Raw genomic sequence first — 26,625 nt, 5'->3', positions numbered from 1 at the left:
TAGTTATAAGGCCGTGCTTCCGAAAGGAATGCGCGGCTTATTCTCGTTTATAAACTGACATATCCCTGAGCTTTTAGGCCACCGCCTGAGAGATGACGGATATAGCATGGGGCCTATGGCTGGACGAATCCCGCGTGTTTTTATCAATGACCTGATCGCTCGCACCGACATCGTCGACCTGATCGATGCTCGCGTGAAGCTGAAAAAGCAGGGCAAGAACTACCACGCATGTTGTCCATTCCATAACGAGAAAACCCCCTCTTTCACCGTGAACGGTGATAAACAGTTTTACCACTGCTTTGGCTGTGGCGCACACGGTAACGCCCTCGACTTCCTGATGAACTACGACAAGCTCGAGTTTGTCGAAAGCGTTGAAGAGCTGGCGACCATGCACAACCTTGAAGTGCCGTACGAAGCGGGCAACGGCCCAAGCCAGATCGAACGACACCAGCGCCAAAGCCTGTATCAACTGATGGACGGCCTGAACGCCTTTTATCAGCAGTCCCTGAAGCAGCCCGCCGCAGAACCGGCGCGTCAGTATCTGGGCAAGCGTGGCCTGAGCGATGAGGTCATTAGCCATTTCGCCATCGGCTATGCGCCACCCGGCTGGGATAATGCGCTTAAACGCTTTGGCGGCAACAGCGAAAACCGCCAGGCGCTGACGGACGCAGGCATGCTGGTCACCAACGACCAGGGCCGCAGTTACGACCGTTTTCGCGAGCGGGTCATGTTCCCGATTCGCGATAAACGCGGCCGGGTCATCGGGTTTGGTGGACGCGTGCTGGGCGATGCCCTGCCGAAATACCTGAACTCCCCGGAAACCGACATTTTTCACAAGGGCCGCCAGCTGTATGGCCTGTATGAAGCCCAGCAGAGCCAGCCGGAACCGGCACGCCTTCTGGTAGTCGAAGGATATATGGATGTGGTGGCGCTAGCGCAGTACGGCATTTCCTACGCCGTTGCTTCCCTGGGTACCTCCACCACCGCCGATCATATTCAGTTGCTGTTCCGGGTGACAGATAATGTCGTCTGCTGTTATGACGGCGATCGCGCAGGACGAGACGCGGCATGGCGAGCGCTGGAAACTGCGCTACCTTATATGACGGACGGTCGTCAGCTGCGGTTTATGTTCCTGCCCGACGGTGAAGACCCGGATACGCTGGTGCGCAAAGAAGGAAAGGACGCGTTTGAAGCGCGGATGGAGCAGGCTCAGCCGCTCTCCACGTTCCTGTTTAACAGCCTGCTGCCGCAGGTTGATTTGAGTACGCCAGACGGAAGAGCGCGACTAAGCACGCTGGCTCTGCCGCTGATTAGCCAGGTACCCGGCGAAACGCTGCGTATCTATCTGCGCCAAGAGCTGGGCAACAAGCTCGGTATTCTGGACGACAGCCAGCTTGAAAAGCTGATGCCCAAACAGGTCGAGGGGGCAACACCTCGTCCGGCGCCTCAGCTAAAACGCACAACCATGCGTATACTGATAGGGTTATTGGTACAGAATCCGGAACTGGCTCCGCTGGTCCCGCCACTAAGCGGGCTGGATGCCGCAAAGCTGCCGGGTTTAACGCTGTTTAGCGACCTGGTTGACGCTTGCCTGGCGCATCCGGGGCTGACCACCGGGCAGCTACTGGAACAATATCGTGGCACAAATGAGGCCACAACCCTTGAAAAACTCTCGGCGTGGGACGATATAGCAGATAAGGACATTGCTGAAAAAACGTTCACCGACTCGCTGGACCATCTTTTTGAGTCGGCGCTGGAGCTGAGGTTTGAAGAATTAATGGCACGTTCCAGAACGACGGGGCTGACCCCTGCGGAACGTGAAGAAGTTCGCGTGATCACGCAATCACGCGCCAAAAAATAGATTCGCGGCTTAACTGCCGAACATTGATCGGGTCACCCCCGAACGCCGCACGGACGGGCTGCGGCATAAAAATAAATCAGCCCTCGTACGTTATTGTTGGCGGCAACGCCTACCGACACAACCCTAATACTGAAGTGTGGATACCGTCTTATGGAGCAAAACCCGCAGTCACAGCTCAAGCTTCTTGTCCAACGTGGTAAGGAGCAAGGCTATCTGACCTATGCCGAGGTCAATGACCATCTGCCGGAAGATATCGTCGACTCCGATCAGATCGAAGACATCATCCAAATGATCAACGACATGGGCATTCAGGTGATGGAAGAAGCCCCTGATGCCGATGATCTTTTGCTTGCTGAAAACTCTAACAGCACCGATGAAGACGCGGAAGAAGCGGCTGCCCAGGTGCTGTCCAGCGTGGAGTCCGAAATTGGACGTACCACCGACCCCGTGCGTATGTACATGCGCGAAATGGGGACCGTTGAACTGTTAACCCGTGAGGGTGAGATCGATATCGCGAAGCGTATCGAAGACGGTATCAACCAGGTACAGTGCTCGGTTGCCGAGTACCCGGAAGCGATCACCTATCTGCTGGAGCAGTACGATCGCGTTGAAGCTGAAGAAGCACGCCTGTCCGACCTCATCACCGGCTTTGTTGACCCTAACGCGGAAGAAGATCTCGCGCCAACCGCAACCCACGTCGGCTCCGAACTCTCTCAGGAAGAGATGGACGACGATGAGGATGAAGACGAAGAGTCTGATGACGACAGCTCCGACGATGACAACAGCATCGACCCGGAACTGGCGCGCGAAAAATTTGGTGAGCTGCGCAAGCAGTACGAACTGACTCGCGACACCATCAAAGCGAAGGGCCGCAGCCACGCTGACGCCGCCGCGGAGATCCTGCAGCTGTCTGAAGTGTTCAAACAGTTCCGCCTGGTGCCGAAACAGTTCGACTACCTGGTCAACAGCATGCGCGTCATGATGGACCGCGTTCGTACCCAAGAACGTATCATCATGAAGCTGTGCGTTGAGCAGTGCAAAATGCCGAAGAAAAACTTCATCACGCTGTTCACCGGCAACGAAACCAGCGAAACCTGGTTCAACGCGGCCATTGCGATGAACAAGCCGTGGTCTGAGAAGCTGCATGAAGTCTCCGAAGACGTTCACCGCAGCCTGCAGAAACTGCAGCAGATCGAAGAAGAGACCGGCCTGACCATCGAGCAGGTAAAAGACATTAACCGTCGCATGTCCATTGGTGAAGCGAAAGCGCGCCGTGCGAAGAAAGAGATGGTTGAAGCCAACCTGCGTCTGGTTATTTCTATCGCTAAGAAATACACCAACCGTGGCCTGCAGTTCCTCGACCTGATTCAGGAAGGCAACATCGGCCTGATGAAAGCCGTGGATAAGTTTGAATACCGCCGTGGCTATAAGTTCTCGACTTATGCAACCTGGTGGATCCGTCAGGCTATCACCCGCTCTATCGCCGACCAGGCGCGTACCATCCGTATTCCGGTGCACATGATTGAGACCATCAACAAGCTCAACCGTATTTCGCGCCAGATGCTGCAAGAGATGGGCCGTGAGCCAACGCCGGAAGAGTTAGCCGAACGTATGCTGATGCCGGAAGACAAAATCCGTAAAGTGCTGAAAATTGCCAAAGAGCCTATCTCCATGGAAACGCCAATCGGCGACGATGAAGATTCGCATCTGGGTGATTTCATCGAGGACACCACCCTCGAGCTGCCGCTGGATTCTGCCACCTCCGAAAGTCTGCGTTCCGCAACGCACGATGTTCTGGCTGGCCTGACAGCGCGTGAGGCGAAAGTCCTGCGTATGCGCTTCGGTATCGACATGAATACCGACCACACGCTGGAAGAAGTGGGTAAACAGTTCGACGTTACCCGCGAACGTATCCGTCAGATCGAAGCGAAGGCGCTGCGCAAACTGCGCCACCCAAGCCGCTCTGAAGTCCTGCGTAGCTTCCTGGACGATTAATCGGTGTCAAAAATTGAAAAGCTCCCGCCAGGGAGCTTTTTTTTGCCTTGAATTTGCGGTTTCTCCCGCCTCCCGCAGGCACCTCTTTTTCACTTCTCTCTCCGTACACAGCTTTTAATTCCCCCTTTTCCCTCAGGGAGATTATTTTCATTCCCTCTCACCCTCCTGGAGCCTCTTTTATTTTCCCCTCTCCCTCCGGGAGAGGGCCGGGGTGAGGGAAAACGGCAACACCTTACCTACCGCCCGCGCGCCGACAGCGACTCATTCAGCTCTCTATAGGCCTCCACCAGCTTATCCACCGTGATGCGGCTCAAGCCACTCGGATTAGGCAAAATCCACACCTCGGTATCACCGAGGGTAATCTCCTGTCTGCCCCATTTCGCGCCACGCTGCCTGAACGCCTGCTCAAACGCCTGCTTGCCCAGAATCGCCAGCGCTCCCGGCTGGTACTCCTGCATCTTTGTAATCAGCTCTCGCCCGCCAGCACGCAGCTCCTGCAGTGCCACTTCGTTTGCCTGCACGGTTGGCCGCTCCACCAGTTTCGTCACGCCGCAGCCGTAGGAAAGCAACAGCTGCGCCTCCTCAGGCTTGAGCTGGCGGTCCGTAAAACCCGCAAGATGAAGCACTTTCCAGAAGCGATTGGCAGGATGAGCAAAAGGCAGCCCGAGATGAGCGGATGATTTTCCCGGATTAATGCCGCAAAACACGACCCGAAGGTCAGGCTGAAGGATATCGCTAACCATTGCATTTCTCATCTGAAGGAATCGAGCGGGAAGTATAAGGGATTGATTAGCCATTGTTTATAAAATCAGCACATGTAATTTAAGCGCTGGATTGCCATCGACAGTTACATTATAATTCAGCGCCACGGCCCCTTAGCTCAGTGGTTAGAGCAGGCGACTCATAATCGCTTGGTCGCTGGTTCAAGTCCAGCAGGGGCCACCAGACAAAAAAGGCTGACGAGAAATCGTCAGCCTTTTTGCTGTGCGGGTCATGGGGATTTCGTTTAAACCAGTGCCCGAAGCTCTTCTTTCATGTAGGCAGAAAAGTATTCAGGGTTTTTAATCACGAGGCGGTTACCGGACTCAACCTTGTCCGCCCAACCGGCGACTTTTTTCGTGAAGTCGGTGTTCCATCCCTCCTGAACACCACGAGCCGTAACGTCGGCAGCACTTGCCGGGACGCCCAATTGCTTCAGATACCTAAGCATTCCCTTCGCGGTGCTCTCATCCATAGGGTGCGGCACAGAGGCCGAGGTATTCATACCGCCAATGAAGTCTAACGCTTTATCAATCGCTGTTGGCATAATTTATCCTTAAAATTAACCACTTAATCAATAAGACTGTGACAAGCGAGATCAAATGTACCATTAATCAAACTTCATTTTTTCAGGGTCAGTCACGTTTATGACCAGTACAAAGGGTTCTTTGCTTCCCGCCAGCCCTATTTCCGTTGTTTTATCACTCAAAGCCGGCATGGTGAAGAACATGCCAGCCTGTAATATCGAGCGGGAAAGGCAATGATTGATAAACGTTCCCAGAGGATCGCAGAAACGAAAAATAAAGCCTCACGACAATGAGCAGTCGCAAAATTAAAGCGTCTTAAAGTCTTTAGAAAGATCGAATTTCTTATACTCTTTTACCTTCAATCTTCCACTGGCAACCCCATCACTAATCTCTTTAATAAAATAATCGATATCGTCACATTTATTATTATCAGGAAGTTCTGGGTAGTTATATTCCCACCATTTCAAATGTAATAACTCATTAATTACATCAGCATTAAAACGGTATTTAATTACCCTGGCTGGCACACCTGCAACAACGGCATAAGGAGGCACATCCTTTGTCACCACAGCGTTTGCAGCAATAACTGCGCCATCACCGATGGTAATTCCCCCTTTTAAAACCACATCATTGCCGATCCAGACATCGTTGCCTATTACAGGATTTTTTTGCGTCGTATCAAACGGTTTTAATACCCACTGCCGATTAAATTCAGTCCTGGCATATTTATCAAATCCCCCGTTGTAGGTCAGCATATGTGTGGTAAATCTGTCCATGGGATGATTGCCACCCATCACCTTTACATTCCCAGCAATACTGCAGAATCTGCCGATGACAGTATTGCCTGAAAAATGGCAACTTGGAAATGAAAACGCGCCCACGCTGGAAAAATTACGTATCGGCATAGTGGAATACTCTTCGGCGATAACATTATCATCAATTTTTATTTTATCGCCTTTGACGAAACGCAATAAACTTCTCTCTTTATAAACCTTCCTGCCTTTGTGACCTAAAAATATCTTATTATCCGCACAGTACTCATAATGTCTTTTTGTCCATCTAAAGGTATAACCATTATTATTTTCTTCAGTAAACTTAAATAATTCGCTTTTCATATTCTCAACATTTATAAGATTGTCACTATGTTAAAAATAAAGATATCCCACCCACCTGTTTTTATCAACTTCGCAAAATGAGGTGAATTTAGCCTAAAAACAGTAAGGCCCGAGTAAACTCGGGCCTTAGTTTTAAAACAGCTTACGGCAGATTTTAGAACTGCTCCCAGTTATCTAAACGGCCACCGTTCGCGGCAAGCTCTGGCCTGCGAGTGGTAGAAGCCGGTGCGGGTTTATCCTGGCGGGCGTTAGCTGCGGCAATGACCTGCCCGGTATTGAAGATACTCATCAGCTGCACCAACCGAGTAGCCTGATCGCTGAGGCTCTCAGCGGCGCTGGCAGACTCCTCCACCAGCGCAGCATTCTGCTGCGTAACCTGATCCAGTTGAGTGATCGCCACGTTGATCTGCGCAATCCCCTGCCCCTGCTCTTCCGTCGTCACGCCAATTTCAGAAATAAGCCCGGCCACGCGGTGGGACTGTTGCACCAGGTCATCGATCGTCGTTCCCGCCGAACTCACCATATCCGATCCTTTTGTTACCGTACGCATGCTGTCCTCAATCAGGGCTTTGATCTCACTGGCCGCCGAAGCAGAACGCTGCGCCAGCGAGCGAACTTCCCCGGCAACTACTGCAAAACCGCGCCCGGACTCCCCTGCACGAGCGGCTTCCACGGCAGCATTCAGCGCCAGAATGTTCGTCTGGAATGCGATGCCGTCAATAACGCTAATAATGTCGCCAATTTTCTGTGAGCTTTCGCTAATTTCACGCATCGTCAGCACCAGATTATTAACGGCACTCCCGCTTTGCGTGGCCGTTTCGCTGGCAGAGTTGGCCAGGCGAGTCGCAGTGCGCACCGTCTCGGCATTCTGCTGAATTGTCTGGCTCATTTGTTCCATCGAAGCGGCCGTTTCCTGCAGGCTGGCCGCTTGCTCTTCGGTGCGTTGGCTGAGATCGGTGCTGCCAGCCGCAATCTCGCTGGCACCCACGGAGATAGAATGGCTGCTGTCTCGCACTTCACGCACAACCCCGAGCAGACGGCTACGCATCTCATCCATAGCCGCGAGCAGGCTTCTGGTGTCCCCTTGCTTCAGTTCAACGGCGGTATTGAGCTGCCCCTCAGAAACTTGTTTGGCCACGGAGACGGCATAAACGGGCTCGCCGCCAAGCTGGCCTTTCACCGATCGCCCGATGCTCCAGGCAATCAAAGAGCCAATCACGGCACTGATAATCGTAATAATCAACAACAAGTTACCGGCAAAATGAGCTTCCTCCACATAGCCACGGGCCATGCCCACCGTGCTACCGGAATGATCGCTAATCATCTCGCTGAGCGCATCGAGTACTCTGGCCTGGGGGCCAACCACTTCGCTGATGACTAACGCGCGGGCGGCATCATACTGCCCCGCCGCGCTGACGCTCATCACCTTGCGAAGCGCCTGGGAGTATGCCGGGCGAACATTGTTCAGGTTGTCGAACAGCTCGCGAGAATGCTTAAGCCTCAGCGCCTTATCCAGCTGTTTCAAGAGGACGTTGTTGTCCGCGATACGCTTTTCGAGTACCTGGTTGGTTTTTGTAATGTAGTCCCGACTCTCAGCTTCGGTATGCGGCAGCGTGGTGAACAACGCCATATCACGAATATCGTGGGCATTGTCCGTAATATTATCCTTAATCTTTACGATCAGCAGCAAATTCACCAGGCGGACATTGGCAGCATAATTAAGGTTATTTCCAACAGAAACCAACTGCGTTCTGGCAAATAATGCGACAAAGAATCCAATAGCGATGACCAGCGCAAAGCCAGCCCCCAGCATAGTACTAAGGCGCATATTCTTCAGTTTGTTCATAAATCCCTCTGAGCTTTAATGGTTATATCGCAGGCAATAAGAGGAGGTAATTGGTAGAAATCACATCAACGGTTGCGACGGTGTTTTTTTAATTATCGATTTTTTATCGGCAGCCTGAGAGACTTCTTTAGCCATTATTTATAATGATCTGGCCACATAAAATAATGACAAAGAGATGACAAGTAATGAACGAATTAATGTTCTAAACAGAATTAAAACTACTATTTTTAGGAGTGGCAGCCCCGTTCCATTGTGTGGTTAACGGGACTGAAATTAGCGCTTTATCTGTGCAGGATTTATTTATCTGCGATGAAGCGATCGTCGTCTCCCACCGGGATATAAACGCGCACCCACTCCTTCCCATCAACGATATCCCAGCTGTGCCCTTCGCCGGCGGTATCTGCTGCAAGCAGTACTGTACCTGGCTCGATGATGAACGTAGAGCCGTCGCTAACCTTAAACTTCAGCTTGCCTTTCAGGGTAACCACATACTGCTTTTTCGGTGCCGGATGCACCCCTTTCTGCCACTCTTCAAAGGTATTACTGAAATAGAGATTTTCAGAAGAAAGTTTCGCCAGAGAGGGAATTGAACCTTTTACAAACGCAGAGTGATTATCAGCCGTGTTAATCAATTTTATCGCTGGAATACGGTGTTCGCTGGCATCTGTCTTTGTGGCTTCGGCATGTCCAAGCATTGAAACAAGCAAACCTGTGGTGGCCAACATAAGCCGTGTTATTTTTTTCATGATCGTGTCCAGAGTTAATTTCAGCCAGCACTTTTTCGGTGAATAAAGCACCGTAACAAAAAACAAAATTCAAGGTTAGTACACCAGAGGTGGTCAATTTCGTCAATATCATGCACGACAAGTTTATTTAGTTAATAAATTAAATATATATAAAGAAAATGTGGAGTGAAAAAACATCCAGGCGGGCATTTCAATACAGGCTAACTTTGATTGTCATTAAACGGTAAAAGAATATTTTAGAACAAAATAAACTAAATACAGAAGGTGATAGCCATAATTTAACTTAACGCTTTATTCTAAAAATACAGGAATAGCGTCAACCTGGTAGCCGAGTGAATTCAGTTCAGGGGTTGAACACATGCAAATAAAAACGCTGGTGTTTAACCCAGCGTTCAGTCAGCCACAGGCGTTATCAGAGCTTTTCGCCGTTGCTCTCAATCACATCTTTGTACCACTGGAAGGATTTCTTACGGCTGCGGCTCAGGCTGCCGTGGCCTTCGTTGTCTTTATCGACGTAGATAAAGCCGTAGCGTTTTTTCATTTCGCCCGTCCCGGCGGAGACCAGGTCGATACAGCCCCACGGGGTGTAGCCCATCAGGTCAACGCCGTCTTCCACTACCGCTTTTTTCATTTCTGCGACGTGCGCCGAAAGATAATCGATGCGGTACTGGTCGTCCACGAAGCCGTCGGCCTGCGCCACGTCAATCGCCCCGAAGCCGTTTTCCACAATAAACAGCGGCAGCTGATAGTGATCCCAGAACCAGTTCAGAGAGTAACGCAGGCCCACCGGGTCAATCTGCCAGCCCCAGTCGGATTTTTGCACATACGGGTTAGACACGAGGCTTTTTGATTCGTCGTAGTCAAACTGCGGGTTGTCGGCGCTGGCTTTGGTGGCAAACGACATGTAGTAGCTGAAGCCAATGTAATCGACGCAGCCTTCGGCCAGCGCCGCGAGATCTTCGTCGGTAATATCCAGCTCAAAACCACGGCGCTCGAAGTAGTTCAGCAGGTGCTGCGGGTACTTACCGCGCACGTGCACGTCGGTGAACCAGTAGCGGCGGTGCATCGCATTCATCGCCATCATCATATCGCCTGGCGCACAGGTCAGCGGGTAAATTGGGCACATGGCAATCATGCAGCCAACCTGCAGCGCAGGGTTGATTTCACGGGCTGCACGCACCGCCAGAGCGCTGGCAACCAGCTCATAGTGAGACGCCTGATACATCACCGGCTCGCGATCTTCACCCGGCTGATACTTCAGGCCCGAGTTGGTGAACGGCGCGAAGTCTTCGTGGTAGTTGGCCTGGTTGTTGATCTCGTTGAAGGTCATCCAGTACTTCACTTTGTGCTGATAGCGAGTGAAGACCACTTTCGAGAAGCGCAGGAAGAAATCAATCAGCTTACGGTTACGCCAGCCGCCGTATTCGGTGACCAGATGGTAAGGCATTTCGAAGTGCGACAGCGTAATCACCGGCTCAATGCCGTGCTTCAGGCATTCGTCAAACAGGTCGTCATAGAACTGCAGGCCGGCTTCGTTCGGCTCCAGCTCGTCGCCCAGCGGGAAAATACGCGTCCAGGCGATGGAGGTACGGAAGCATTTGAAGCCCATCTCGGCAAACAGCTGGATGTCTTCTTTGTAGCGGTGGTAGAAGTCGATCGCTTCATGGTTAGGGTAGTTTTTTCCCTGCAGCACGCCATCGGTAATTTCACGCGGGACGCCGTGGGCGCCGGCCGTCATCACATCCGCAACGCTAACGCCTTTGCCGCCCTCTTTCCAGCCACCTTCCAGCTGGTGCGCCGCAACCGCGCCGCCCCACAGAAAACCTTCTTTGAATCCAGACATATTCTCTCCCTTAATTAGAGATCGCATGCTGCGACCGATAGTGCTGATTAAAATGGTAGACCGCGCCAATGAGTCCGGCATCGTTGCCGTGACTGACGGTGTCGATATAGTCGTCGAGGGTGAACCAGGCCAGATATTCGCGCAGCAGCGCAAGGAAGCCTGGGCGTTCCACAATGCCGCCGCCGAGCAGGATTTTTTCCGGGTCGAACAGATTGACGAGGTTATAAAGGCCGGTGCCGAGATCGTTGAAGAACGCGTTCACCATACGCTGGCACGCCACGTCGCCGGCATCAAAGCGGTCGAAAATCTCTTCCCCGCTGACGGCCTCAAGCGGCTTGCCGACATACTCCGCGTAGTCTTTGCGCAGGGTTCTCAGGGTGCAGGTATCGTTCATGGTGTAGCGGCGAACATCGCGTGGGCCAGGGCGTTCGGTCAGCATGTAACCGAATTCTCCCGCCCGGAAGCGCGCGCCGTGTACCAGTTGGTTATTGCAGAAAATCGCTCCGCCGATGCCGGTGCCGATGGTCAGTACGAGGAAGTTGCTCATCCCCGCCGCTTTCCCCTGCCAGCGTTCAGCCAGCAGGACGCAGTTGGCGTCATTTTCGATGGCAACAGGCAGCTGCGTGCTTTCTTCCAGCCATTCTTTGATGGCAAAGTTGTCGAAGCGGCGGATGGCCCCGCCCATTTCGATAAAGCCAGTGTGCGGATTGACATAGCCAGGGGCGCTGATCGCCACGCCTTCACAGCCGGGATGCTCGGCAATCCACGCTAAAATGGCCTGTAAAATTTGCTCGCCATCGCTGTCGTCGATCGTCTCTTTGCCCTTTGCCAGTATCTCGCCCTGCGAGTTGACGATCCCCATTTTTAAAGCCGTACCACCGATATCAAATGCGGCGATATTCATACGCTAATTCCTCCTGCATATTTCCGGCTCATCGTTTATTTCCACTGAAACGAGGAAACTATTTCGCACCGGTCATATTCATGCCTGGTAAAAGGAATACAAAAATTGACGAGTTCAATTTTTAATTATCAGTTCTGAAAACGAAGAAAATCTTAATCAATGGGAGGCGCATCAGGCAATAGAAGGGGGATAACACATTGAACAACTTTTGAACCTGTCAAAAGATATGATATACAGTGAGTTACCGCTGATATTCATCTTTCAGAAGCGACAGGTTCATTTTCATGAACATTATTGAACCTCTTTTTAAAGCAGAACTGTGACCGACGTGGCGAATGCAAGGTCAGCCACAGCGGCTAGCCCGCCTTACGAGGCAAAAAATACTTCACCTGGAACTCGAACACGTTGGTGTAGAGGATCGAGTAATCAATCGGGCTGTGGCTGGCGTCAACGGACTGGGTTTCCATGCGGATAATCGGGTCGCGGGTACTGATGTGCAGCATTTTGGCAATCTCGGTTGACGGCAGAATGGGCTGAAACGCCTCGTAGCAGCCGTGAATTTTGACGCCGCATTCATCTTCGATGTAGGAAAATTTCGAACGCTTCATGTGGTTGACCGTCAGGTCGGGGAAGCGGTTCACCGACAGCCAGGTCTCTTCCAGCTGCATCGGCACGTTGTCGATGTGGCGCAGTCGTTTGGCGTAATAGACCGGTTCGCCGATGGCCAGCTGCAGGCGGCTGGCAATCTCTTCCGATGCCTGCTGCAGCTCAAATCTCAGCACCTGGCTGGACGGTTTTTTCCCTTCACTTCGGGCAATCTCGGTGAAGCTGTCCAGATGCGTAACCGAAGCCTGAAAATGTTTATTTCGCACATAGGTGCCGGAGCCGTGCCTACGCTCAATCAACGCCTCATCTTCCAGCACTTTCAATGCTTTACGCAAGGTATTACGTGACACATTGTAGAACTCAGCCAGCTCTTTCTCCGAAGGGAGGATGTCGCCGATATGATAAGTTGGGCTGCTGATCCTGTTTTTTAGTAAGTTAACAACATCTTTGTATACCACTTTTGAACCTCCTGAACTTATTTAAAAACAGTCAATTACCGTTCGAGTCATAATAAAAGCGCAACACAGGTCCATTTTCACTTTGCTTTCTGCACCACTCGGGCATGACTAACTGTGATCGAAATGGCAGATGAACGCATTGATATTCATTAAGTTAGCCGCTGGTTGATTATCTACGAAGCGTTAAGGGGAAAAATGAAGAATATATTATTGGTTTGTGCGGCCGGGATGTCTACCAGCATGCTGGTGAAAAGAATGCAGGATCACGCCAGCGCGGGAAATATTTCGGTCAATATTAATGCACTGGCGATTGCCGAGGCGAAAGAAAGAATTAAAAGAAATGAAGCAGATGTTGTTCTGCTGGGACCTCAGGTTCGCTTCCAAAAAAGTGAAATAGAAGAAATCGCCCAGGGGAAAATTCCGGTAGCGGTAATCGACATGAAGTATTACGGGCAAATGGATGGCAAATCAGTTCTTGATTCCGCACTGAATTTACTCGGTGAACACTAAGCTTTCCAGCCAAAATAACAACCCAATGGGTAATTGATTAGGTTTATCGTTACGCGACCTGCTATTAAGCAGAGGCTTCGCCAATAAACTTATATCATCAGTCAATATCTCTCTAATGATAAAGGGCGCATCATGAGTATTATGAATGCCTTTGAGCGCGGTATGGAAAAGCTCCTTGTTCCTATTGCGATTAAATTAAACTCTCAGATACACGTCTCGGCCATCCGCGATGCATTTATTTTGTCGTTCCCCATCGTTATGGCCAGCTCGCTGATCGTGCTGATTAACTTTGCCATCCTTTCACCGGATGGTTTTATTGCTTCACTGCTGCATCTCGGCGTGTTATTCCCTAACTTAGCCGAAGCTCAAAACATATTCTCCCCGGTGATGAATGGGTCGGTGAATATCATGTCGATCATGATTGCCTTCCTGGTCGCACGTAATATCGCTATCAGCTATCAGCAGGACGACTTGCTGTGCGGCCTGACCGCTATCGGCGCGTTCTTCGTGGTCTATACCCCTTATCAAATGATGGGCGGGCAGTCGTATCTGACCACGCAATATCTGGGGCCGCAGGGGCTTTTTGTGGCGGTGATTGTCGCGCTGATTACCGGGGAAATCTTCTGCCGCCTGGCGCGTAACCCGAAGATCACCATCACCATGCCAGACGCCGTACCGCCGGCGGTTGCACGCTCATTTAAAGTTTTAATTCCTATCTTCTTCGTGATGATCTTCTTCTCGGTGCTGAACTACTGCCTGACGAAAATCTCCCCGAATGGCCTGAACGAACTGATTTATACCCTGATTCAGGCCCCGCTGAAAAACATGGGCACCAATATCGTCGCGGTGCTGGTACTTGGCGTGGTCACCAACTTCCTGTGGGTGCTGGGCATTCACGGGCCGAACACCACGGCGGCGATTCGCGAGACTATTTTCTCCGAAGCTAACCTCGAGAACCTCTCTTTTGCCGCATCCAACGGCACTACGTGGGGGGCGCCATACCCTATCACCTGGGGGAGCATCAACGACGCCTTCGCCAACTACGGTGGCTCGGGAATGACGCTCGGCCTGCTGCTGGCTATTTTTATTGCCTCCCGCCGTGCCGACTACCGCGATCTGGCGAAAATGGCCTTCGTGCCGGGCCTGTTTAACATCAACGAACCGGTGATTTTCGGCCTGCCCATCGTGCTGAACCCGATCCTGATCATTCCGTTTATTATGGTGCCGTTCGTCAACTCTTTGGTGGGCTACACCTTCGTCACTCTGGAGATTATTCCACCAATTGCCTATGCCGTACCGTGGACAACGCCGGGGCCGCTCATCGCCTTCTTCGGCACCGGGGGGAACTGGATGGCATTGATTGTCGGGCTGCTATGCCTGGCCATCTCCACGCTAATTTATTTACCGTTCGTTATGGCCGCCAATAAGGTAAATGCAGCACAGGCGGCGCAGTAATAAATAAACCGATGATAGCAATTTAATTTCCACCCGCCTCCGGTTATTAAAACCGGAGGCAAATAATAATTATACTTCTGGGACATTCTATGAATTCAAATTTATTGAAGGTTAGCTTATTGTCTTCATCCATCCTTCTGGCGTTATCCTCAACCCACGTAATGGCAGCCAAATTAACGGTAGAGCAGCGTCTGGAATTACTTGAAAAACAATTATCAGAAAACAAATCAGAATTAAATAAAACTCAGAAAGAATTGGCCATATATAAAGATAAGGTCGCCCAACTGCAGCCAACCGGTAACAACGTGCAGTCTGGCCCGGCACCGGTCAATCAGACGGTGTATTCTCCGGTAGCCGACAACATCGAGAATGAAAATAATCATCTCGATACTAAGCCGGCACCAACGCCGGTGAAAGGCACGCAAAAAGTGGCCGTGGTCAATAACGAAGGTGGCAAGACTACCGTAGAAAACGTTACCCTGAAAGACATCAGTAAATACATTAAAGATGATATTGGCTTTAGCTACGAAGGTTATTTCCGTTCCGGCTGGGCAGCGGCCAATCGCGGGTCGGCTCAAACCTACGCCGCCGGGTCGCTGGGTCGTTTCGGCAACGAAATGAGCGGCTGGTTCGACTTAACGCTGAACCAGCGCGTCTACAACCAGGACGGCAAAACCGCCAACGCCATCGTGACCTACGACGGTAACGTCGGGGAGCAGTATAACGACGCCTGGTTTGGCGACAACAATGGCAACGAAAACATCATGCAGTTCAGCGATATTTTCCTGACCACCAGAGGCTTCCTGCCGTTTGCACCGGAAGCAGACTTCTGGGTCGGGAAGCACAAGCTGCCTGAGTACGAAATCCAGATGCTCGACTGGAAATCCTTAACTACCCAGGTGGCGGCGGCCGTCGGGATCCAAAACTGGAACCTGGGCGTCGGCCAGCTTGACGCCTCCCTCAGCCGCAACGACGTCGACGTTTATTCCCGCGACTTCAGCCACACCACGCAGATGAACACCAACTCGGTTGACCTGCGCTACCGCAACATTCCGCTGTGGGAAAAAGGTTCGCTCTCGCTGATGGGCAAATACGCCTTTGCCAATAAAACTGACGACCAGAAGGACAACGAAAATAACGGCTCCTTCTTTAAACTGAAGGATACCTGGATGGCGACGGCCATTGTGCGCCAGGATCTGCCGCGCGACACCTTCAACGAGTTTACCCTGCAGGTGGCCAATAACTCTTATGCCAGCAGCTTCGCGAACTTCTCGGGAGCCAGCAACTCCATGGCACCGGGCCGATATTACTACGGCGACCAGACGGACGGCGTGGCCTGGCGTCTGATTTCGCAGGGGGAAATGTACCTCGCGGACAGGATCATCATGGCTAACGCGCTGGTTTACTCCCAGGGTAGCGATGTTTATAGCTATGAGAGCGGCGCCCACAGCGACTTCAGCAGCATTCGGGCCGTGATTCGCCCGGCGTGGATTTGGGATACCTGGAACCAGACCGGCCTGGAGCTGAGCTGGTTTACCCAGAAAAACAAAACAGAGCAAGGGGTTAACCTGAAAGAGTCGGGCTACAAAACCACGCTCTATCACGCTCTGAAGGTTGGCCCAAGCCTGCTCGGCTCGCGGCCTGAAATTCGTTTCTACGGCACATACCTGAATATTCTGGACAACGAGCTGTCAAACTTCCGCTTTAACGAAAACAGCAAGAACGAGTTTATGGCTGGCGTTCAGGCTGAAGTGTGGTGGTAATCCTCTTTTGCTAAGTGCATAAAAAAACCCGTCTTCCAGACGGGTTTTTCTTTTCTGTCAGCTCGCGCCCGCGCAGCTGTCCGGCACGTTATTCAGCCCTTCAGCCCCGTGGGTGAAAGATTTAAATCGCTTTTGATCGTCCAGTTTGATGATGTACAGCGAATCAAAATCGCTGCCCGGCCATTTTGGCACCACGGTTGGGTCGCCGCCGGTTTTCTTCACCAGCTTTTGCGCCGCTATCACCAGGTTTTTGTGCTCCCACGAGACAAAAGTCAGGCGGCCGCTGCTCTGAGTTTTCAGTAAATCATCCGCCAGTTCGTCCGTCTGCTCCGCGTGGTAATGCAGGTCGATGGCCTGAGAAAGGCGGATTGCGGTCGGCGTGATGGTGGTTAACGGGCGCAGCGAGCTGCCGGTTTTGTTCTCTTTCGGCGCGGCGGCGTAGATGGCATCCGGTTTGCCGTACTGGCTCAGCAGAACCGACGGCAATTGCAGCGCGCGATTCAGCCCTTTGCAGGTGAGCTGCCCGCTATTGTTAGCCGGTTTCTCACCGTGGCGCAGGAAGACTATCGTGCTGTCGGCATTCGCTATCATCGGGGTCAAGAAGGCACTGCTCAGCAACACAACAAGCGCTTTTTTGATCATGTTTTTCTCGTTTTTATCAGGGAATGAAACTTTTACTATAGAGAAGAAACCGAGGAAAAAAACAAAACATTGGTAAGCAGACGTCACGCCTGCCGCGCCGGGTTCAGCGATTAACAACTGGCCATCGTTTTGCTATTCTGACGTCCGTTAACGTGATGATATATTCTATAAAAACCAGTAAAAACAATTAATAAGGAAAAGACGTGAGCACCCAGAACGAGATGTTTAACAAAGAGATTGCGTGGTCTACTCGCCACATGGTTCGCACCCTCAAACAGGTTCAGGCGCTGCCCGACTTAAGCCACGTTCGCATCGCCTGCAATATGCATCTCGACCTGAAAATGATCCCGCTGGTTGAAGGCCTGCTGAAGAAAAATGCCAAAGTCTTCCTCACCACCTGCAACCCAACCACCGTACAGGATGACGTTATCGCTTACCTGGTCGCCGCCGGGGCGGAAGCCAGCGCATGGCGCAATATGAACGACGCCGACTGGCGCGACTCGTGGGAAAAAGCCATCGCCTGGCGCCCAACGCATCTGTGCGAAATGGGCGCGGACATCACCACGCTGCTGCATCAGCGTGGCGAGTTTGGCGACGTGGTTGCCTGCCTGGAAGCAACCGGCTCCGGGGTCAACCGCCTCGCGGATCTGCGCCCCGGCTATCCAATTTTTAACTGGGACGACCTGCCGGTAAAAGAAGGCCTGCATAACCGCCACATGGTTGGCCTCACCGCCTGGCAGACCTTCTTCCAGACCACCCACCTCACCCTGCACGAAAAGAAAGTACTGGTGATTGGCTATGGCCTGGTGGGCCAGGGCGTTGCCGCCGCCGCCAAAGCCTACGGAGGCCAGGTGATGGTTGCCGAGTTAGATCCGGCCCGCCGCCTGCAGGCCGCCTATGACGGCTGGCACGTGGTTGATATTCATGACGTGATTGCCACCACTGACGTTGTCGCCACCGCCACCGGCGCGAAAAAAGTCGTCAGCGCAGCGGTACTGGATAAAGCCAAAGACGGCGTGTTTGTGCTGAACGTGGGCCACGTTGCGGAAGAGATCGACTGCGGCTACCTGCAGCAATATCCGACCGAAGAAGTGATGCCGTTTATCAACGCGTACCAGCTTAACGGCAAAACGCTTTATCTGATGGCGAACGGCTCAATGCTGAACCTGACCGCCGGCTTCGGCGACAGCCTGAACGCCTTCGACGTGACGCTGGCCGTGATGGCAAGCGGCATCAAACACATCGTGACCGACGGCCAGCACGCTGAAAAAGCGGTTTATTTACTGCCGCAGTCCGTGTGGGAAAAAGCCCTTTAAGCTGCCTTCCAGCCCCGATCAAGTCAGGCCTCTGCGGAGTGCCTGACTTTTTTTTCGTTTTCGCCGAATAATTTCCCCACCCCGATTGTTTACTCCTTACAAGAACCTGAGGAAGAGACAATCATGAGTTACCTGCCCCCCGAAGCTACGCCGCCTCACAAGCGCTACGACGCCTTTAGCATGGCCCTCCACTGGCTAACCGCCTTCTGCGTGATATTTCTGTTTGCCAGCGCGCACATCTGGGAAGTCCTTGAACGCGGCACTCCGCTTCGCAAAGGCCTGCAATCGCTACACATTTCGTTCGGCATTTTGCTTGGGGCGGTGATGGTCGTCCGACTAATCTGGCGCATCAGCGCCGCTTTTTCGCCGTCACGAAAGCTGGAGAAAGTGCCGATGCCAGGCGCGTTTCGCATCGCCGCTCATGCCACCCACGGCGTGCTTTACATCCTGTTGCTGACTCAGATCACGCTTGGCTTCCTGTTCCGCTGGGCGCAGGGCGAACCCTTCTGGTTCTTCAACCTGTTTGAAGTTCCGGACGTGTTTAACATCGATCCGACGCTGCGCCATACCCTGGCGATGCTGCACAACAACGTGGCCTGGGCGCTGATCCTGCTGGCGGGCGCGCATGCTGTCGCCGCCCTGATCCACCACTATGTTCTGCGTGACGGCACGCTGCGCCGCATGCTCCCCGCCTGCAAAGGCCACTCTCGTTAACCTACAGGACGACACCATGAACATGCCTTTAACTCGTAAACTGCTGCCTTTGCTGTGCCTCGTGACCAGCGGACTTTTCTACTCCGCCACCGCCAGCGCCATGGGCGACGATGATTCCAAAACGCCGGACTGCCCGAAAGGCCAGGTGTACGACAGCAAAACCAAAACCTGTACCGTGGAAAAGAGCAGCATGTTAAGCGACAGCGACAAGACGCAATATGCTTACCATCTGGCAAAATCAGGCCGGTATCAGGAGGCGTTAAACCTGCTGGATACCCTGCAGCAGCCCAACACGCGTGAAGCCTGGAACTACCGGGGTTACGCCACAAGAAAATTGGGGCGCACCGACGAAGGAATCGGCTATTATCAGCGCTCCATCGCCCTGGATCCGCACTATGCCAAAGTGCGCGAATATCTTGGCGAAGCGTGGATGATTAAGGGCCGCCCTGACCTGGCGAAAGCCCAGTTAGCGACCATTAAAACGCTCTGCGGAACCGGCTGCGAGGAGTATCGCGATTTAAAAGCCGCCATTGACGGGCACCCGGAGTCCTAAGGCTGAGGGCATAAAAATCACCGTCAACGAAGTTCGTTTACAGCTGGCCCAGCACCTTGCCCGCCTCTGGCGTTACGGCATGGTGCTGTCCCGCAATCGTGATGTGGCTGAAGATTTGGTTCAGTCCACCTGCGTGCGCGCTTTAGAGCGCTGCAGTCAGTTTCAGTCCGGGACGCGGATAGACCGCTGGCTGTTTGCGATTTTGTACTCTATCTGGATCAACGAAATTCGCGCCCTGCGCGTTCGCCAGGGCCAGGGCTTTGTCGACAGCGACGAACTGAGCCAGCTGGCAGACAGCGAAAATACCGAAGACAAGCACCAGTATCACGCGCTGCTGCAGCAGGTTAGCGAGCTACCTGAAGCCCAGCGCAATACCGTGTTTTTAGTGTATGTCGAAGGCTTTACCTATCAGGAAGCGGCCGACACGCTGGCCATTCCCATCGGCACCGTGATGAGCCGCCTGGCCGCCGCGCGTCTGACGCTGGCCAGGCACCTGATGCCGACGATGAAGAAGGAGCTCCAATGACGCGTCAATCCTTCTCCGCTCCGTGGAGCGATGAGGCTATCGTGGCCTGGCTGGACGGCGAAATGCGCGAGGATGAACGCCACGCCTTTGAGCAGCAGTTGAATAACGACGCCGATCTGGCCGCCCGCGTTGAGCCGCTCATGCAAAGCCATCTGCCGCTGGAACAGGCTTTTGCCCCACTTTTGGAAGAAGCGCCAGTCGATAGAATGCAGGCCAAACTCAACGTGCTGCTGCATCAGCCGGTGAACATGAAGCCGCAAACACAAGGCGTTAGCCGCCGCAGCCTGATCGCCGCCTCCCTCAGCTTCCTCGCCGTCGGCGTGCTGGCCGGGCGCTTTATTCGCCCCGGCGAGCAAAAACTTAGCGGCGAGCCAGAAATTCGCGACCTGATTGCGCAGTACATGTCGCTTTACAGCGCCGAAACGCTAGCGGACATCAACGTCACGCCTCAGGCGCTGCAAAACGGCCTGAACCGTATGCAGCAAGATATCGGCCTCAGGCTGCAGCAAGGTGAAGTTGAGCTGCCGGAAGCCGAGCTAAAAAGCGTCAGGATGCTGCGCTACGACAGCACCTCCATCGCGCAGATGGCCTACCTGCACGCCAGCTACGGGCCGATGGCGCTGTGTATTTCCCGCAGCAAGGCAGCCGACAGCCCTACGCTGAAGCACGAAGTTCGCCGCGGCCTTAACCTCGTCTGGTGGCGCAGTAAGGGGTATGAATATGTGCTGATAGGCCGCAACCCGCAGCAGGATTTACAGCAAAGCGGCGAGCTGCTGCAGCGGCAGTTCGCGTGAAATAAGGGCCGCATCCGCGGCCATTTACAGCGAAGCGTTTAAGCGCCAGGACGTTCGTTCCAGGCGTCCGTATACTGAATATTTCCATCAACAATACGACAGGTAATTTTTTCATAGTGCAGGCTGACGCTTTCGTTATGCTTCATTTTATCGTTTCCAGCCAATTTCACATTTGGAACACCACAGTTAACGCCCGTGATTTTTGCATTCTCCATATATACCGTGTAGTAGCAAACCTCCTGCCCCGCATCGTTTATCCGGTAAAACCAGACCTCAGCATTTCTCAGTGTCTGCCCTGCGGCTTTATAAAGGTAAGGTGTTGAGCTATCAACTACCTTCGCCATCTTCAATGTCTACAGAACCTTTTATATCTGCACCACCATCATCTTTAAGCCACATATTGGGATAAATTGGCGTTTTAGTATTTCCTTATTTTGATTATTAAATTAATTGCTATCAGGTAAGCTGCAATGGTAATGGCTACTACGCAGATAATATCGATATAAAAGTAAGCGTCATAAATTGACTCTGCGTTGATATTCCCCGCTATAAACAGGGCGATCTTGTTCGCAACTTGACGGTTAACATAGTTTTCTGGATTATCTAAACGTATCATTACCATTGCGCCAATAAACAGGAGCAACCCTATTTTAAGCAATCTACGGGCAAGCGTTGGCAATTCCACTGGCAACCACCTCAATTTATCCGAGAGCGATGGGTAACTTCATACAGTGAGTAATTAGCATTAGAACTCACTCCTGATAGCTCTGAATAACTTCACAGTTATAAAATAAATCAATATTGTTACAGATAAATCAGTAATGATAGAGATATAAAAATAGAGATCATAAAAATTATCAGCACCAATCTCTCCGGGACCATACAGTATGTTGCCTAGCTGAGTGGCCAGGTCATGATCGAACCATATTTCAGGATTCCCAATTGTACGACCTATAATCAGTGATAAGATTAAAAAATAGAGTGTTTTTCCAACATTACGGACACGTGTTGTTATCGCCATAGACCACGACCTCAATCCAACCACGGGCCATCAAGAACTTAATACAAGGCACACGAATAGGTGTTGTGCTCAGCAACGCATTTCTTATTATTGCATAATATGAATTATTCAGCAGCATCTTTCCATGTAAAGCCATAAGTCATCCATTGCTTAGTACAATAAGATTTATGGATAATAATTATATTTTATAAAATAAACTAGACTTACCTCTCAAAGAGTTCATTATTTATGACACTCTTCTCATTTAAAATAAAAATAACATCACAAGCTATTCATTCAATAAATCATCCACGCCAGATCATTCATTAAATGAATATAAATGCAATCCAGCTAAACTACCGTTCTAAAAAAGAAAGGATATACAGAGCAAAAAAAGCCAGCTAATTAGCTGGCCTTTTCGAGAATTAACGCCCGGGCTCGTTCAGCGGCCAGGACTCGAACAAATAACCGTCGAAGTTAATATCATCGACGTCGGACAGCTCCAGCAGCCGGTTTTTGACGTTTTCCAGGTGCTGCCACATCGCGTGTTTGGCCGCTTTGGCGTCTTTCTTGATCAGCGCCGCAAGGATTTGTTTATGGTCGGCGAGCCACTCTTGCCGATAGTGGTTGTTCTCCAGATGGCTGTGCAGCTGGATCCACATCGGGTTGTTTTCACGCCACTGCCAGGATTGTTTAAACAATTCCACCAGCATGCTGTTGTGGGTGGCCTCGGCCACGGCAAGATGGAACTGCCTGTCGCCGCTTTCGTTATCCCCGGCAGCCAGTTCCTGTTCTTCTATCTGCAAGGCCTGACGCATTTTCAGAATATCTTCCCGTGTGGCCTGCTGGGCGGCAAACTCCGCGATATTGCTTTCCAGCAGCTGGCGCGCCTGCAATAGCTCAAACGGCCCGGCATCGTTGCACTGGCTCGTGCCGACCGGAGGGTTAACGAGTTTATCCGGCATGGCAACCACAAAAATACCCGCCCCACGGCGGACTTCCACCAGCCCTTCAATCTCAAGCATGATCAGCGCTTCGCGCACCACGGTCCGGCTCACCGACAGCAGCGCCGCAATTTCACGCTCGGGCGGAAGACGATCCCCCAGGGCATATTGCTGCCGCGCAATCATGTCGCGCAGCATCACGCCCACTTCCTGATAAGGCCGCTGCGGCTGCGCGGCAGGTTTGTCCTGGATTTGCGGTTTCATCTTTACTCACGGCAGGTAGGGAATGAGCCGGACTATAGCATAACTGGTTGACCCATTCCCTGGCCCGACGAGGGCTATTTACCAAAGAACGCGCGCTGGATAGCCATCTCAACGCCACGCACTTCTGCCAGCCCCTTCAGACGGCCAATCGCCGAATAGCCTGGATTCACCTTTTTATTCAGGTCATCCAGCATTTGATGGCCGTGATCCGGGCGCATCGGAATCAGTTCACTTTGCCCTGCTTCTTTCCGGCGCTGTTCCTCTTCCACAATGGCTTTCACCACTTCATACATATCCACGTCACCATAAAGGTGTGCGGCCTCATGGAAGGTTTTAGGATTTTCTTCCCGCAGCGTTGAGCGCAGGTGCGTGAAGTAGATACGAGGCCCGAAGCGTTTAATCATGCCGACCACGTCGTTATCGGCCCGCACGCCGTAAGAGCCGGTACACATCGTAAAGCCATTCGCCGGACTGTTCACCGCCTCCACCATCCACTGCATATCCTCCACAGTTGAAACAATGCGCGGCAGGCCAAGGATGGGGCGCGGAGGATCGTCCGGGTGAACCGCCATTTTGATGCCAACCTGCTCCGCAACGGGGATAATGGCCTCAAGGAAGTAGGCAAAGTTTTCGCGCAGCTTCGCTTTGTCGATATCTTTGTAAGTGTCCAACTGGGCGCGGAACCGCTCGAGCGTGTAGCCCTCTTCCGCGCCGGGCAGGCCAGCGATGATGTTGCGGGTCAGCCGCGCTTTTTCATCCTCTCGCATTTCCGCGAAGCGTCGGTTTGCCTGTTCAATTTCTTCCGCGCTGTAGTCAGCTTCAGCCCCTTTGCGCTTCAGAATATGCAGCTCAAACGCGGCGAATTCGATTTGGTCAAAGCGCAGCGCTTTGGAGCCGTCCGGCAGCGGGTATTCGAGATCGGTGCGCGTCCAGTCCAGTACCGGCATAAAGTTGTAGCACACGGTGTAGATGCCGCATTCCGCCAGGTTACGCAGACTTTGGCAGTAATTGTCGATCCACAAATCGTACTGCCCGCGATGGGTTTTGATCTCTTCGTGGATAGGCACGCTTTCCACCACCGACCAGACCAGCCCGGCGGCCTCCACCACGGCTTTGCGTTTCAGTATCTCTTCGACCGGCCACACTTCACCGTTCGGAATATGGTGCAGCGCGGTGACGATCCCTGTCGCCCCCGCCTGCCGGGCGTCGGCCAGACTAACCGGATCGTTTGGACCATACCAGCGCCAGGTTTGCTTCATAATATCCCCCCACAACTCAAATTGGTTGACCAGTAAACACTGATGATTAAGCACCTCTTTAGGTGCGTGATATAGCGTCTAAGTTCGGCCAATTCGGCAAGCGTGTCAATCAGGAAGGGATAATTGGTTAACCAAAATCACAATTTAACACACAACATTAGGCAGGAGAGGGCAAAAGATATCAGACATCTACAAACTGCGGGCACAAAAAAACCCGCCGTAGCGGGTTTCTTCACTTCTGAAACGTCAGGCTGGATTACAGCGCAACAACGTTAGCAGCAGCTGGGCCTTTAGCGCCGTTCTCGATAGAGAACTCAACTTTCTGGCCTTCGTCGAGGGTTTTGAAGCTGTCGCTCTGGATTGCAGAGAAGTGTACGAATACATCTTTGCTGCCATCGGTAGGAGAGATGAAGCCGAAACCTTTCTCAGCGTTGAACCATTTTACTAAACCAGTCATTTTGTTAGACATAGATATTACCTTTTCAGTTTCTTGAGCCACTAAACGCGGCGAACATGGTCTGTTCAGCAGAGTTGGACTTATTCGGGCACTTAGGAGGAGACTCGAGAAGAAGGGATATCTAAGATAGCGCTTGAACTGAGGACTGCTTTACTAAAACTGCTTTCATAAGGTCTGTGTTCCAAACCGGGTGCTAATCTCTCACGTCCGCCGCCATTTAGCAAGTACAGCAGGGAAATAAAAAAAATTCTCATTTAAGGGGGACATGAAACTGTTGGCTGTTCACACAAGTTATCTATAAAGAGAGCGGCTTAAGTTCCGTTCACCCGTATCTCTTTTTACCCTACAGGTACAGAGACAGTGAACGTGTCAGGGGGCACTACGCTGTATGAACCGGTCACATGGGTTACAGAACTGACCGGTCACATGGGTTACACCTTTCTCTCAATCTAACCTCAGGATACGGTGATTGATTCTGTCGTAATGCGCCAGTATCAGTTCACCAAATCCTATTTCGTCGCATTGCTCATTCAACGGTTTCATCCAGACCCACTCATTTCGTAGCGCTTCACTCAGAAATATTCGGGTACTGTTGAACCATAAATCTCCTCTCTGCGCGACTCTCAACATTCTGGCATTATCCGGGACAGGCATTTCTGTTCGTGGCCCCGTAAACTGTCTTTCCGAAGGTTTCCAGACCGAGGCCGGCGTTTTACCCTGAAGCGCTTTATGCGGCCTTATCTCGTTGAATTCCTTTCGCCATCTGTCAAACCATTGTTGCTGTTCTTCCAGAGAAGAAAATGAGCAATGTTGGTTGAGCGCTTCCTTCATTGTCCGGTGCATTCTTTCGTGACGCCCGTTTTCAGTCGGTTTACCTGGCCGGATACGTTCAGGAATAATGCCACATTTTAATAACCAGACGGACATGACACTCAACCCCCACACCCCATGTCCGGCAAAGGGTGCACCGTTATCAGTCCGTAATAATTGGGGCATGCCGTTTTCAATAAAAATGCGCTCGAGGCAGGAAACGACAAAGGCATTATTAGGGGAATAGGTCGCCTCACTGGCGAGGATGATCCGGCTGCAGTTATCCGTCAGCGTGAGCGGGTAACACCATTTCCCGTTAGCATGTTTAAATTTCCCTTTAAAATCAGCACTCCAGACATCATTGGGCTCTTTGACCTCATACAGAACATGGGGCTGTGTCGGCTTGAATCGAGCAGGGGGGCGTGCTTTTACCAATCCATGAGACTTGAATATCTGGCCGACAGTGCTTGCGGCAGGGACACCGGGAGTATCCAGATTGAGCAGATATTGCCTGATTTTTTCTGGCCCCCACAGCATGTACTGCTTTTTAGTTTTCAGCAGCAACTGAACCATCGACTCAGGAATGGTGTTTTGATGATGGCGTGCCCTGGAACGGTCAGCCAGAGAGTTAACATCTTCGCCTGAAAAACGAGCTAACCACTTATAGCCCGTTTTACGGCTGATATTGAATCTGCGACAGGCATCGCTGACAGATAATCCGTCTACAAGGCATGCCATGACAAATTGCATTCGTTGCATGGTAACAGTCTCAAGCCAGGGCACGATAAACCTCCTCACTCAGTTTACCGTACCAGTTATAACCTGTTACCCATGTGCCCGGTTTAAAGTGTTACCTATGTGCCAGTTCATACAACGCCATGCCCCCTGACAACCCCCGGCGCCCGGCGAGCTCATCGCCGCTGAAGCGGTAAACCCACCGGCTATCACCCAAACATTC

General features: G+C 52.0%; 23 protein-coding genes, 1 tRNA gene and 2 pseudogenes. 11 read left to right on the top strand and 15 right to left on the bottom strand.

Annotation, left to right across the window (positions count from 1 at the left end; all coding sequences use genetic code 11):
- Window positions 1-115 precede the first annotated feature (115 nt).
- On the top strand, window positions 116-1,861 hold the full coding sequence (gene dnaG, locus A936_RS17150) for a DNA primase (protein WP_008460032.1): 1,746 nt from the start codon (window positions 116-118) through the stop codon (window positions 1,859-1,861).
- Between the two features lie 150 nt (window positions 1,862-2,011).
- Window positions 2,012-3,856 carry an RNA polymerase sigma factor RpoD gene (rpoD, locus tag A936_RS17145; RefSeq protein WP_008460031.1) on the top strand — a complete coding sequence of 615 codons (1,845 nt, stop codon included), beginning with the start codon at window positions 2,012-2,014 and terminating at the stop codon, window positions 3,854-3,856.
- Window positions 3,857-4,092: 236 nt separating this feature from the next.
- Here rpoD and mug read toward each other — a convergent pair whose 3' ends face one another.
- Window positions 4,093-4,599, bottom strand: a complete 507-nt coding sequence (gene mug / locus A936_RS17140; RefSeq protein WP_008460030.1) for a G/U mismatch-specific DNA glycosylase — start codon at window positions 4,597-4,599, stop codon at window positions 4,093-4,095.
- Between the two features lie 126 nt (window positions 4,600-4,725).
- On the opposite strand from mug, the gene A936_RS17135 reads away from it, so the two are divergent.
- A tRNA-Ile gene (locus A936_RS17135) sits at window positions 4,726-4,801 on the top strand.
- 61 nt (window positions 4,802-4,862) lie between these two features.
- On the opposite strand, the pseudogene A936_RS17130 reads toward A936_RS17135, so the two are convergent.
- The 7 genes and pseudogenes from A936_RS17130 to A936_RS17100 all read right to left on the bottom strand — a co-directional run bounded on the left by A936_RS17130 (window position 4,863) and on the right by A936_RS17100 (window position 12,660).
- Window positions 4,863-5,185: pseudogene (locus A936_RS17130) on the bottom strand (DUF1889 family protein).
- Between the two features lie 262 nt (window positions 5,186-5,447).
- Window positions 5,448-6,257, bottom strand: coding sequence for a CatB-related O-acetyltransferase (locus A936_RS17125; RefSeq protein ID WP_008460026.1), 810 nt, complete (start codon window positions 6,255-6,257; stop codon window positions 5,448-5,450).
- A 154-nt stretch (window positions 6,258-6,411) separates the two neighbouring features.
- The gene (locus tag A936_RS17120) at window positions 6,412-8,103 is read right to left on the bottom strand and encodes a methyl-accepting chemotaxis protein (RefSeq protein ID WP_008460024.1); all 1,692 of its coding nucleotides are present in this window, start codon (window positions 8,101-8,103) and stop codon (window positions 6,412-6,414) included.
- 296 nt (window positions 8,104-8,399) lie between these two features.
- A complete protein-coding gene (locus A936_RS17115; protein WP_034809738.1) occupies window positions 8,400-8,849 on the bottom strand; it encodes a cupin domain-containing protein in 450 nt (149 codons plus the stop codon).
- A gap of 412 nt (window positions 8,850-9,261) precedes the next feature.
- The gene (locus tag A936_RS17110; protein WP_008460019.1) at window positions 9,262-10,692 is read right to left on the bottom strand and encodes a 6-phospho-beta-glucosidase; all 1,431 of its coding nucleotides are present in this window, start codon (window positions 10,690-10,692) and stop codon (window positions 9,262-9,264) included.
- Between the two features lie 10 nt (window positions 10,693-10,702).
- Complete coding sequence (gene bglK, locus A936_RS17105) at window positions 10,703-11,596, bottom strand: beta-glucoside kinase BglK (protein WP_008460016.1); 894 nt, start codon at window positions 11,594-11,596, stop codon at window positions 10,703-10,705.
- Window positions 11,597-11,952: 356 nt separating this feature from the next.
- A complete protein-coding gene (locus A936_RS17100; RefSeq protein ID WP_008460014.1) occupies window positions 11,953-12,660 on the bottom strand; it encodes a GntR family transcriptional regulator in 708 nt (235 codons plus the stop codon).
- A gap of 195 nt (window positions 12,661-12,855) precedes the next feature.
- Between A936_RS17100 and A936_RS17095 the strand changes: the two genes are divergently transcribed.
- The 3 genes from A936_RS17095 (at window position 12,856) to A936_RS17085 (ending at window position 16,388) form a co-directional block, all read left to right on the top strand.
- Window positions 12,856-13,170 carry a PTS sugar transporter subunit IIB gene (locus tag A936_RS17095; RefSeq protein ID WP_008460012.1) on the top strand — a complete coding sequence of 105 codons (315 nt, stop codon included), beginning with the start codon at window positions 12,856-12,858 and terminating at the stop codon, window positions 13,168-13,170.
- Window positions 13,171-13,302: 132 nt separating this feature from the next.
- Window positions 13,303-14,625 (top strand): PTS sugar transporter subunit IIC, encoded by a 1,323-nt coding sequence (locus A936_RS17090; protein WP_008460011.1) that lies wholly within the window; start codon window positions 13,303-13,305, stop codon window positions 14,623-14,625.
- Window positions 14,626-14,714: 89 nt separating this feature from the next.
- Window positions 14,715-16,388: a carbohydrate porin gene (locus A936_RS17085; protein ID WP_008460008.1), complete on the top strand. Its 1,674-nt coding sequence runs from the start codon at window positions 14,715-14,717 to the stop codon at window positions 16,386-16,388.
- Between the two features lie 57 nt (window positions 16,389-16,445).
- Here the strand turns inward: A936_RS17085 and A936_RS17080 are convergent, their stop codons facing one another.
- The gene (locus A936_RS17080) at window positions 16,446-17,030 is read right to left on the bottom strand and encodes a histidine phosphatase family protein (protein ID WP_008460006.1); all 585 of its coding nucleotides are present in this window, start codon (window positions 17,028-17,030) and stop codon (window positions 16,446-16,448) included.
- Between the two features lie 221 nt (window positions 17,031-17,251).
- Here A936_RS17080 and A936_RS17075 point away from each other — a divergent pair, with 221 nt between their 5' ends.
- From A936_RS17075 to A936_RS17055, 5 genes are all read left to right on the top strand, one after another.
- Window positions 17,252-18,346 (top strand): adenosylhomocysteinase, encoded by a 1,095-nt coding sequence (locus A936_RS17075; protein ID WP_034809735.1) that lies wholly within the window; start codon window positions 17,252-17,254, stop codon window positions 18,344-18,346.
- 123 nt (window positions 18,347-18,469) lie between these two features.
- Complete coding sequence (locus A936_RS17070; RefSeq protein WP_008460004.1) at window positions 18,470-19,060, top strand: cytochrome b; 591 nt, start codon at window positions 18,470-18,472, stop codon at window positions 19,058-19,060.
- A 100-nt stretch (window positions 19,061-19,160) separates the two neighbouring features.
- Window positions 19,161-19,613, top strand: a complete 453-nt coding sequence (locus A936_RS17065; RefSeq protein WP_442892840.1) for a tetratricopeptide repeat protein — start codon at window positions 19,161-19,163, stop codon at window positions 19,611-19,613.
- A complete protein-coding gene (locus tag A936_RS17060; protein WP_008460002.1) occupies window positions 19,591-20,139 on the top strand; it encodes an RNA polymerase sigma factor in 549 nt (182 codons plus the stop codon). Before A936_RS17065 ends, A936_RS17060 begins: the two co-directional genes overlap by 23 nt.
- Window positions 20,136-20,933, top strand: a complete 798-nt coding sequence (locus A936_RS17055) for an anti-sigma factor family protein (protein ID WP_008460001.1) — start codon at window positions 20,136-20,138, stop codon at window positions 20,931-20,933. The genes A936_RS17060 and A936_RS17055 overlap by 4 nt, the downstream gene beginning before the upstream one ends.
- Before the next feature lie 38 nt (window positions 20,934-20,971).
- On the opposite strand, the pseudogene tssD reads toward A936_RS17055, so the two are convergent.
- From tssD to A936_RS17020, 6 genes and pseudogenes are all read right to left on the bottom strand, one after another.
- Window positions 20,972-21,332, bottom strand: a pseudogene (tssD, locus tag A936_RS17050) (type VI secretion system tube protein TssD).
- A 19-nt stretch (window positions 21,333-21,351) separates the two neighbouring features.
- Window positions 21,352-21,618: a hypothetical protein gene (locus A936_RS17045; protein WP_008459997.1), complete on the bottom strand. Its 267-nt coding sequence runs from the start codon at window positions 21,616-21,618 to the stop codon at window positions 21,352-21,354.
- 740 nt (window positions 21,619-22,358) lie between these two features.
- Window positions 22,359-23,141 (bottom strand): Uxu operon transcriptional regulator, encoded by a 783-nt coding sequence (uxuR, locus tag A936_RS17035; RefSeq protein WP_008459994.1) that lies wholly within the window; start codon window positions 23,139-23,141, stop codon window positions 22,359-22,361.
- Between the two features lie 74 nt (window positions 23,142-23,215).
- Entirely contained in the window at window positions 23,216-24,400 is a 1,185-nt protein-coding gene (gene uxuA, locus A936_RS17030; RefSeq protein ID WP_008459992.1) for a mannonate dehydratase, read from the bottom strand.
- A 256-nt stretch (window positions 24,401-24,656) separates the two neighbouring features.
- Window positions 24,657-24,869 (bottom strand): transcription antiterminator/RNA stability regulator CspE, encoded by a 213-nt coding sequence (cspE, locus tag A936_RS17025; protein WP_008459989.1) that lies wholly within the window; start codon window positions 24,867-24,869, stop codon window positions 24,657-24,659.
- A 432-nt stretch (window positions 24,870-25,301) separates the two neighbouring features.
- Complete coding sequence (locus tag A936_RS17020; RefSeq protein ID WP_008459987.1) at window positions 25,302-26,450, bottom strand: integrase core domain-containing protein; 1,149 nt, start codon at window positions 26,448-26,450, stop codon at window positions 25,302-25,304.
- Window positions 26,451-26,625: the final 175 nt, after the last annotated feature.

This window comes from Enterobacter sp. Ag1, from assembly GCA_000277545.1.
Lineage (GTDB): Bacteria > Pseudomonadota > Gammaproteobacteria > Enterobacterales > Enterobacteriaceae > Cedecea.
This window is presented reverse-complemented; position numbering and strand designations above follow the sequence as displayed.

Bases quoted from the DNA above. Each gene is read 5' to 3' on its own strand.
- dnaG (WP_008460032.1), top strand. From the start codon at position 116: ATGGCTGGACGAATCCCGCGTGTTTTTATCAATGACCTGATCGCTCGC.
- rpoD (WP_008460031.1), top strand. From the start codon at position 2,012: ATGGAGCAAAACCCGCAGTCACAGCTCAAGCTTCTTGTCCAACGTGGT.
- mug (WP_008460030.1), bottom strand. From the start codon at position 4,599: ATGGTTAGCGATATCCTTCAGCCTGACCTTCGGGTCGTGTTTTGCGGC.
- A936_RS17125 (WP_008460026.1), bottom strand. From the start codon at position 6,257: ATGAAAAGCGAATTATTTAAGTTTACTGAAGAAAATAATAATGGTTAT.
- A936_RS17120 (WP_008460024.1), bottom strand. From the start codon at position 8,103: ATGAACAAACTGAAGAATATGCGCCTTAGTACTATGCTGGGGGCTGGC.
- A936_RS17115 (WP_034809738.1), bottom strand. From the start codon at position 8,849: ATGAAAAAAATAACACGGCTTATGTTGGCCACCACAGGTTTGCTTGTT.
- A936_RS17110 (WP_008460019.1), bottom strand. From the start codon at position 10,692: ATGTCTGGATTCAAAGAAGGTTTTCTGTGGGGCGGCGCGGTTGCGGCG.
- bglK (WP_008460016.1), bottom strand. From the start codon at position 11,596: ATGAATATCGCCGCATTTGATATCGGTGGTACGGCTTTAAAAATGGGG.
- A936_RS17095 (WP_008460012.1), top strand. From the start codon at position 12,856: ATGAAGAATATATTATTGGTTTGTGCGGCCGGGATGTCTACCAGCATG.
- A936_RS17090 (WP_008460011.1), top strand. From the start codon at position 13,303: ATGAGTATTATGAATGCCTTTGAGCGCGGTATGGAAAAGCTCCTTGTT.
- A936_RS17085 (WP_008460008.1), top strand. From the start codon at position 14,715: ATGAATTCAAATTTATTGAAGGTTAGCTTATTGTCTTCATCCATCCTT.
- A936_RS17080 (WP_008460006.1), bottom strand. From the start codon at position 17,030: ATGATCAAAAAAGCGCTTGTTGTGTTGCTGAGCAGTGCCTTCTTGACC.
- A936_RS17075 (WP_034809735.1), top strand. From the start codon at position 17,252: ATGTTTAACAAAGAGATTGCGTGGTCTACTCGCCACATGGTTCGCACC.
- A936_RS17070 (WP_008460004.1), top strand. From the start codon at position 18,470: ATGAGTTACCTGCCCCCCGAAGCTACGCCGCCTCACAAGCGCTACGAC.
- A936_RS17065 (WP_442892840.1), top strand. From the start codon at position 19,161: ATGGGCGACGATGATTCCAAAACGCCGGACTGCCCGAAAGGCCAGGTG.
- A936_RS17055 (WP_008460001.1), top strand. From the start codon at position 20,136: ATGACGCGTCAATCCTTCTCCGCTCCGTGGAGCGATGAGGCTATCGTG.
- uxuR (WP_008459994.1), bottom strand. From the start codon at position 23,141: ATGAAACCGCAAATCCAGGACAAACCTGCCGCGCAGCCGCAGCGGCCT.
- uxuA (WP_008459992.1), bottom strand. From the start codon at position 24,400: ATGAAGCAAACCTGGCGCTGGTATGGTCCAAACGATCCGGTTAGTCTG.
- cspE (WP_008459989.1), bottom strand. From the start codon at position 24,869: ATGTCTAACAAAATGACTGGTTTAGTAAAATGGTTCAACGCTGAGAAA.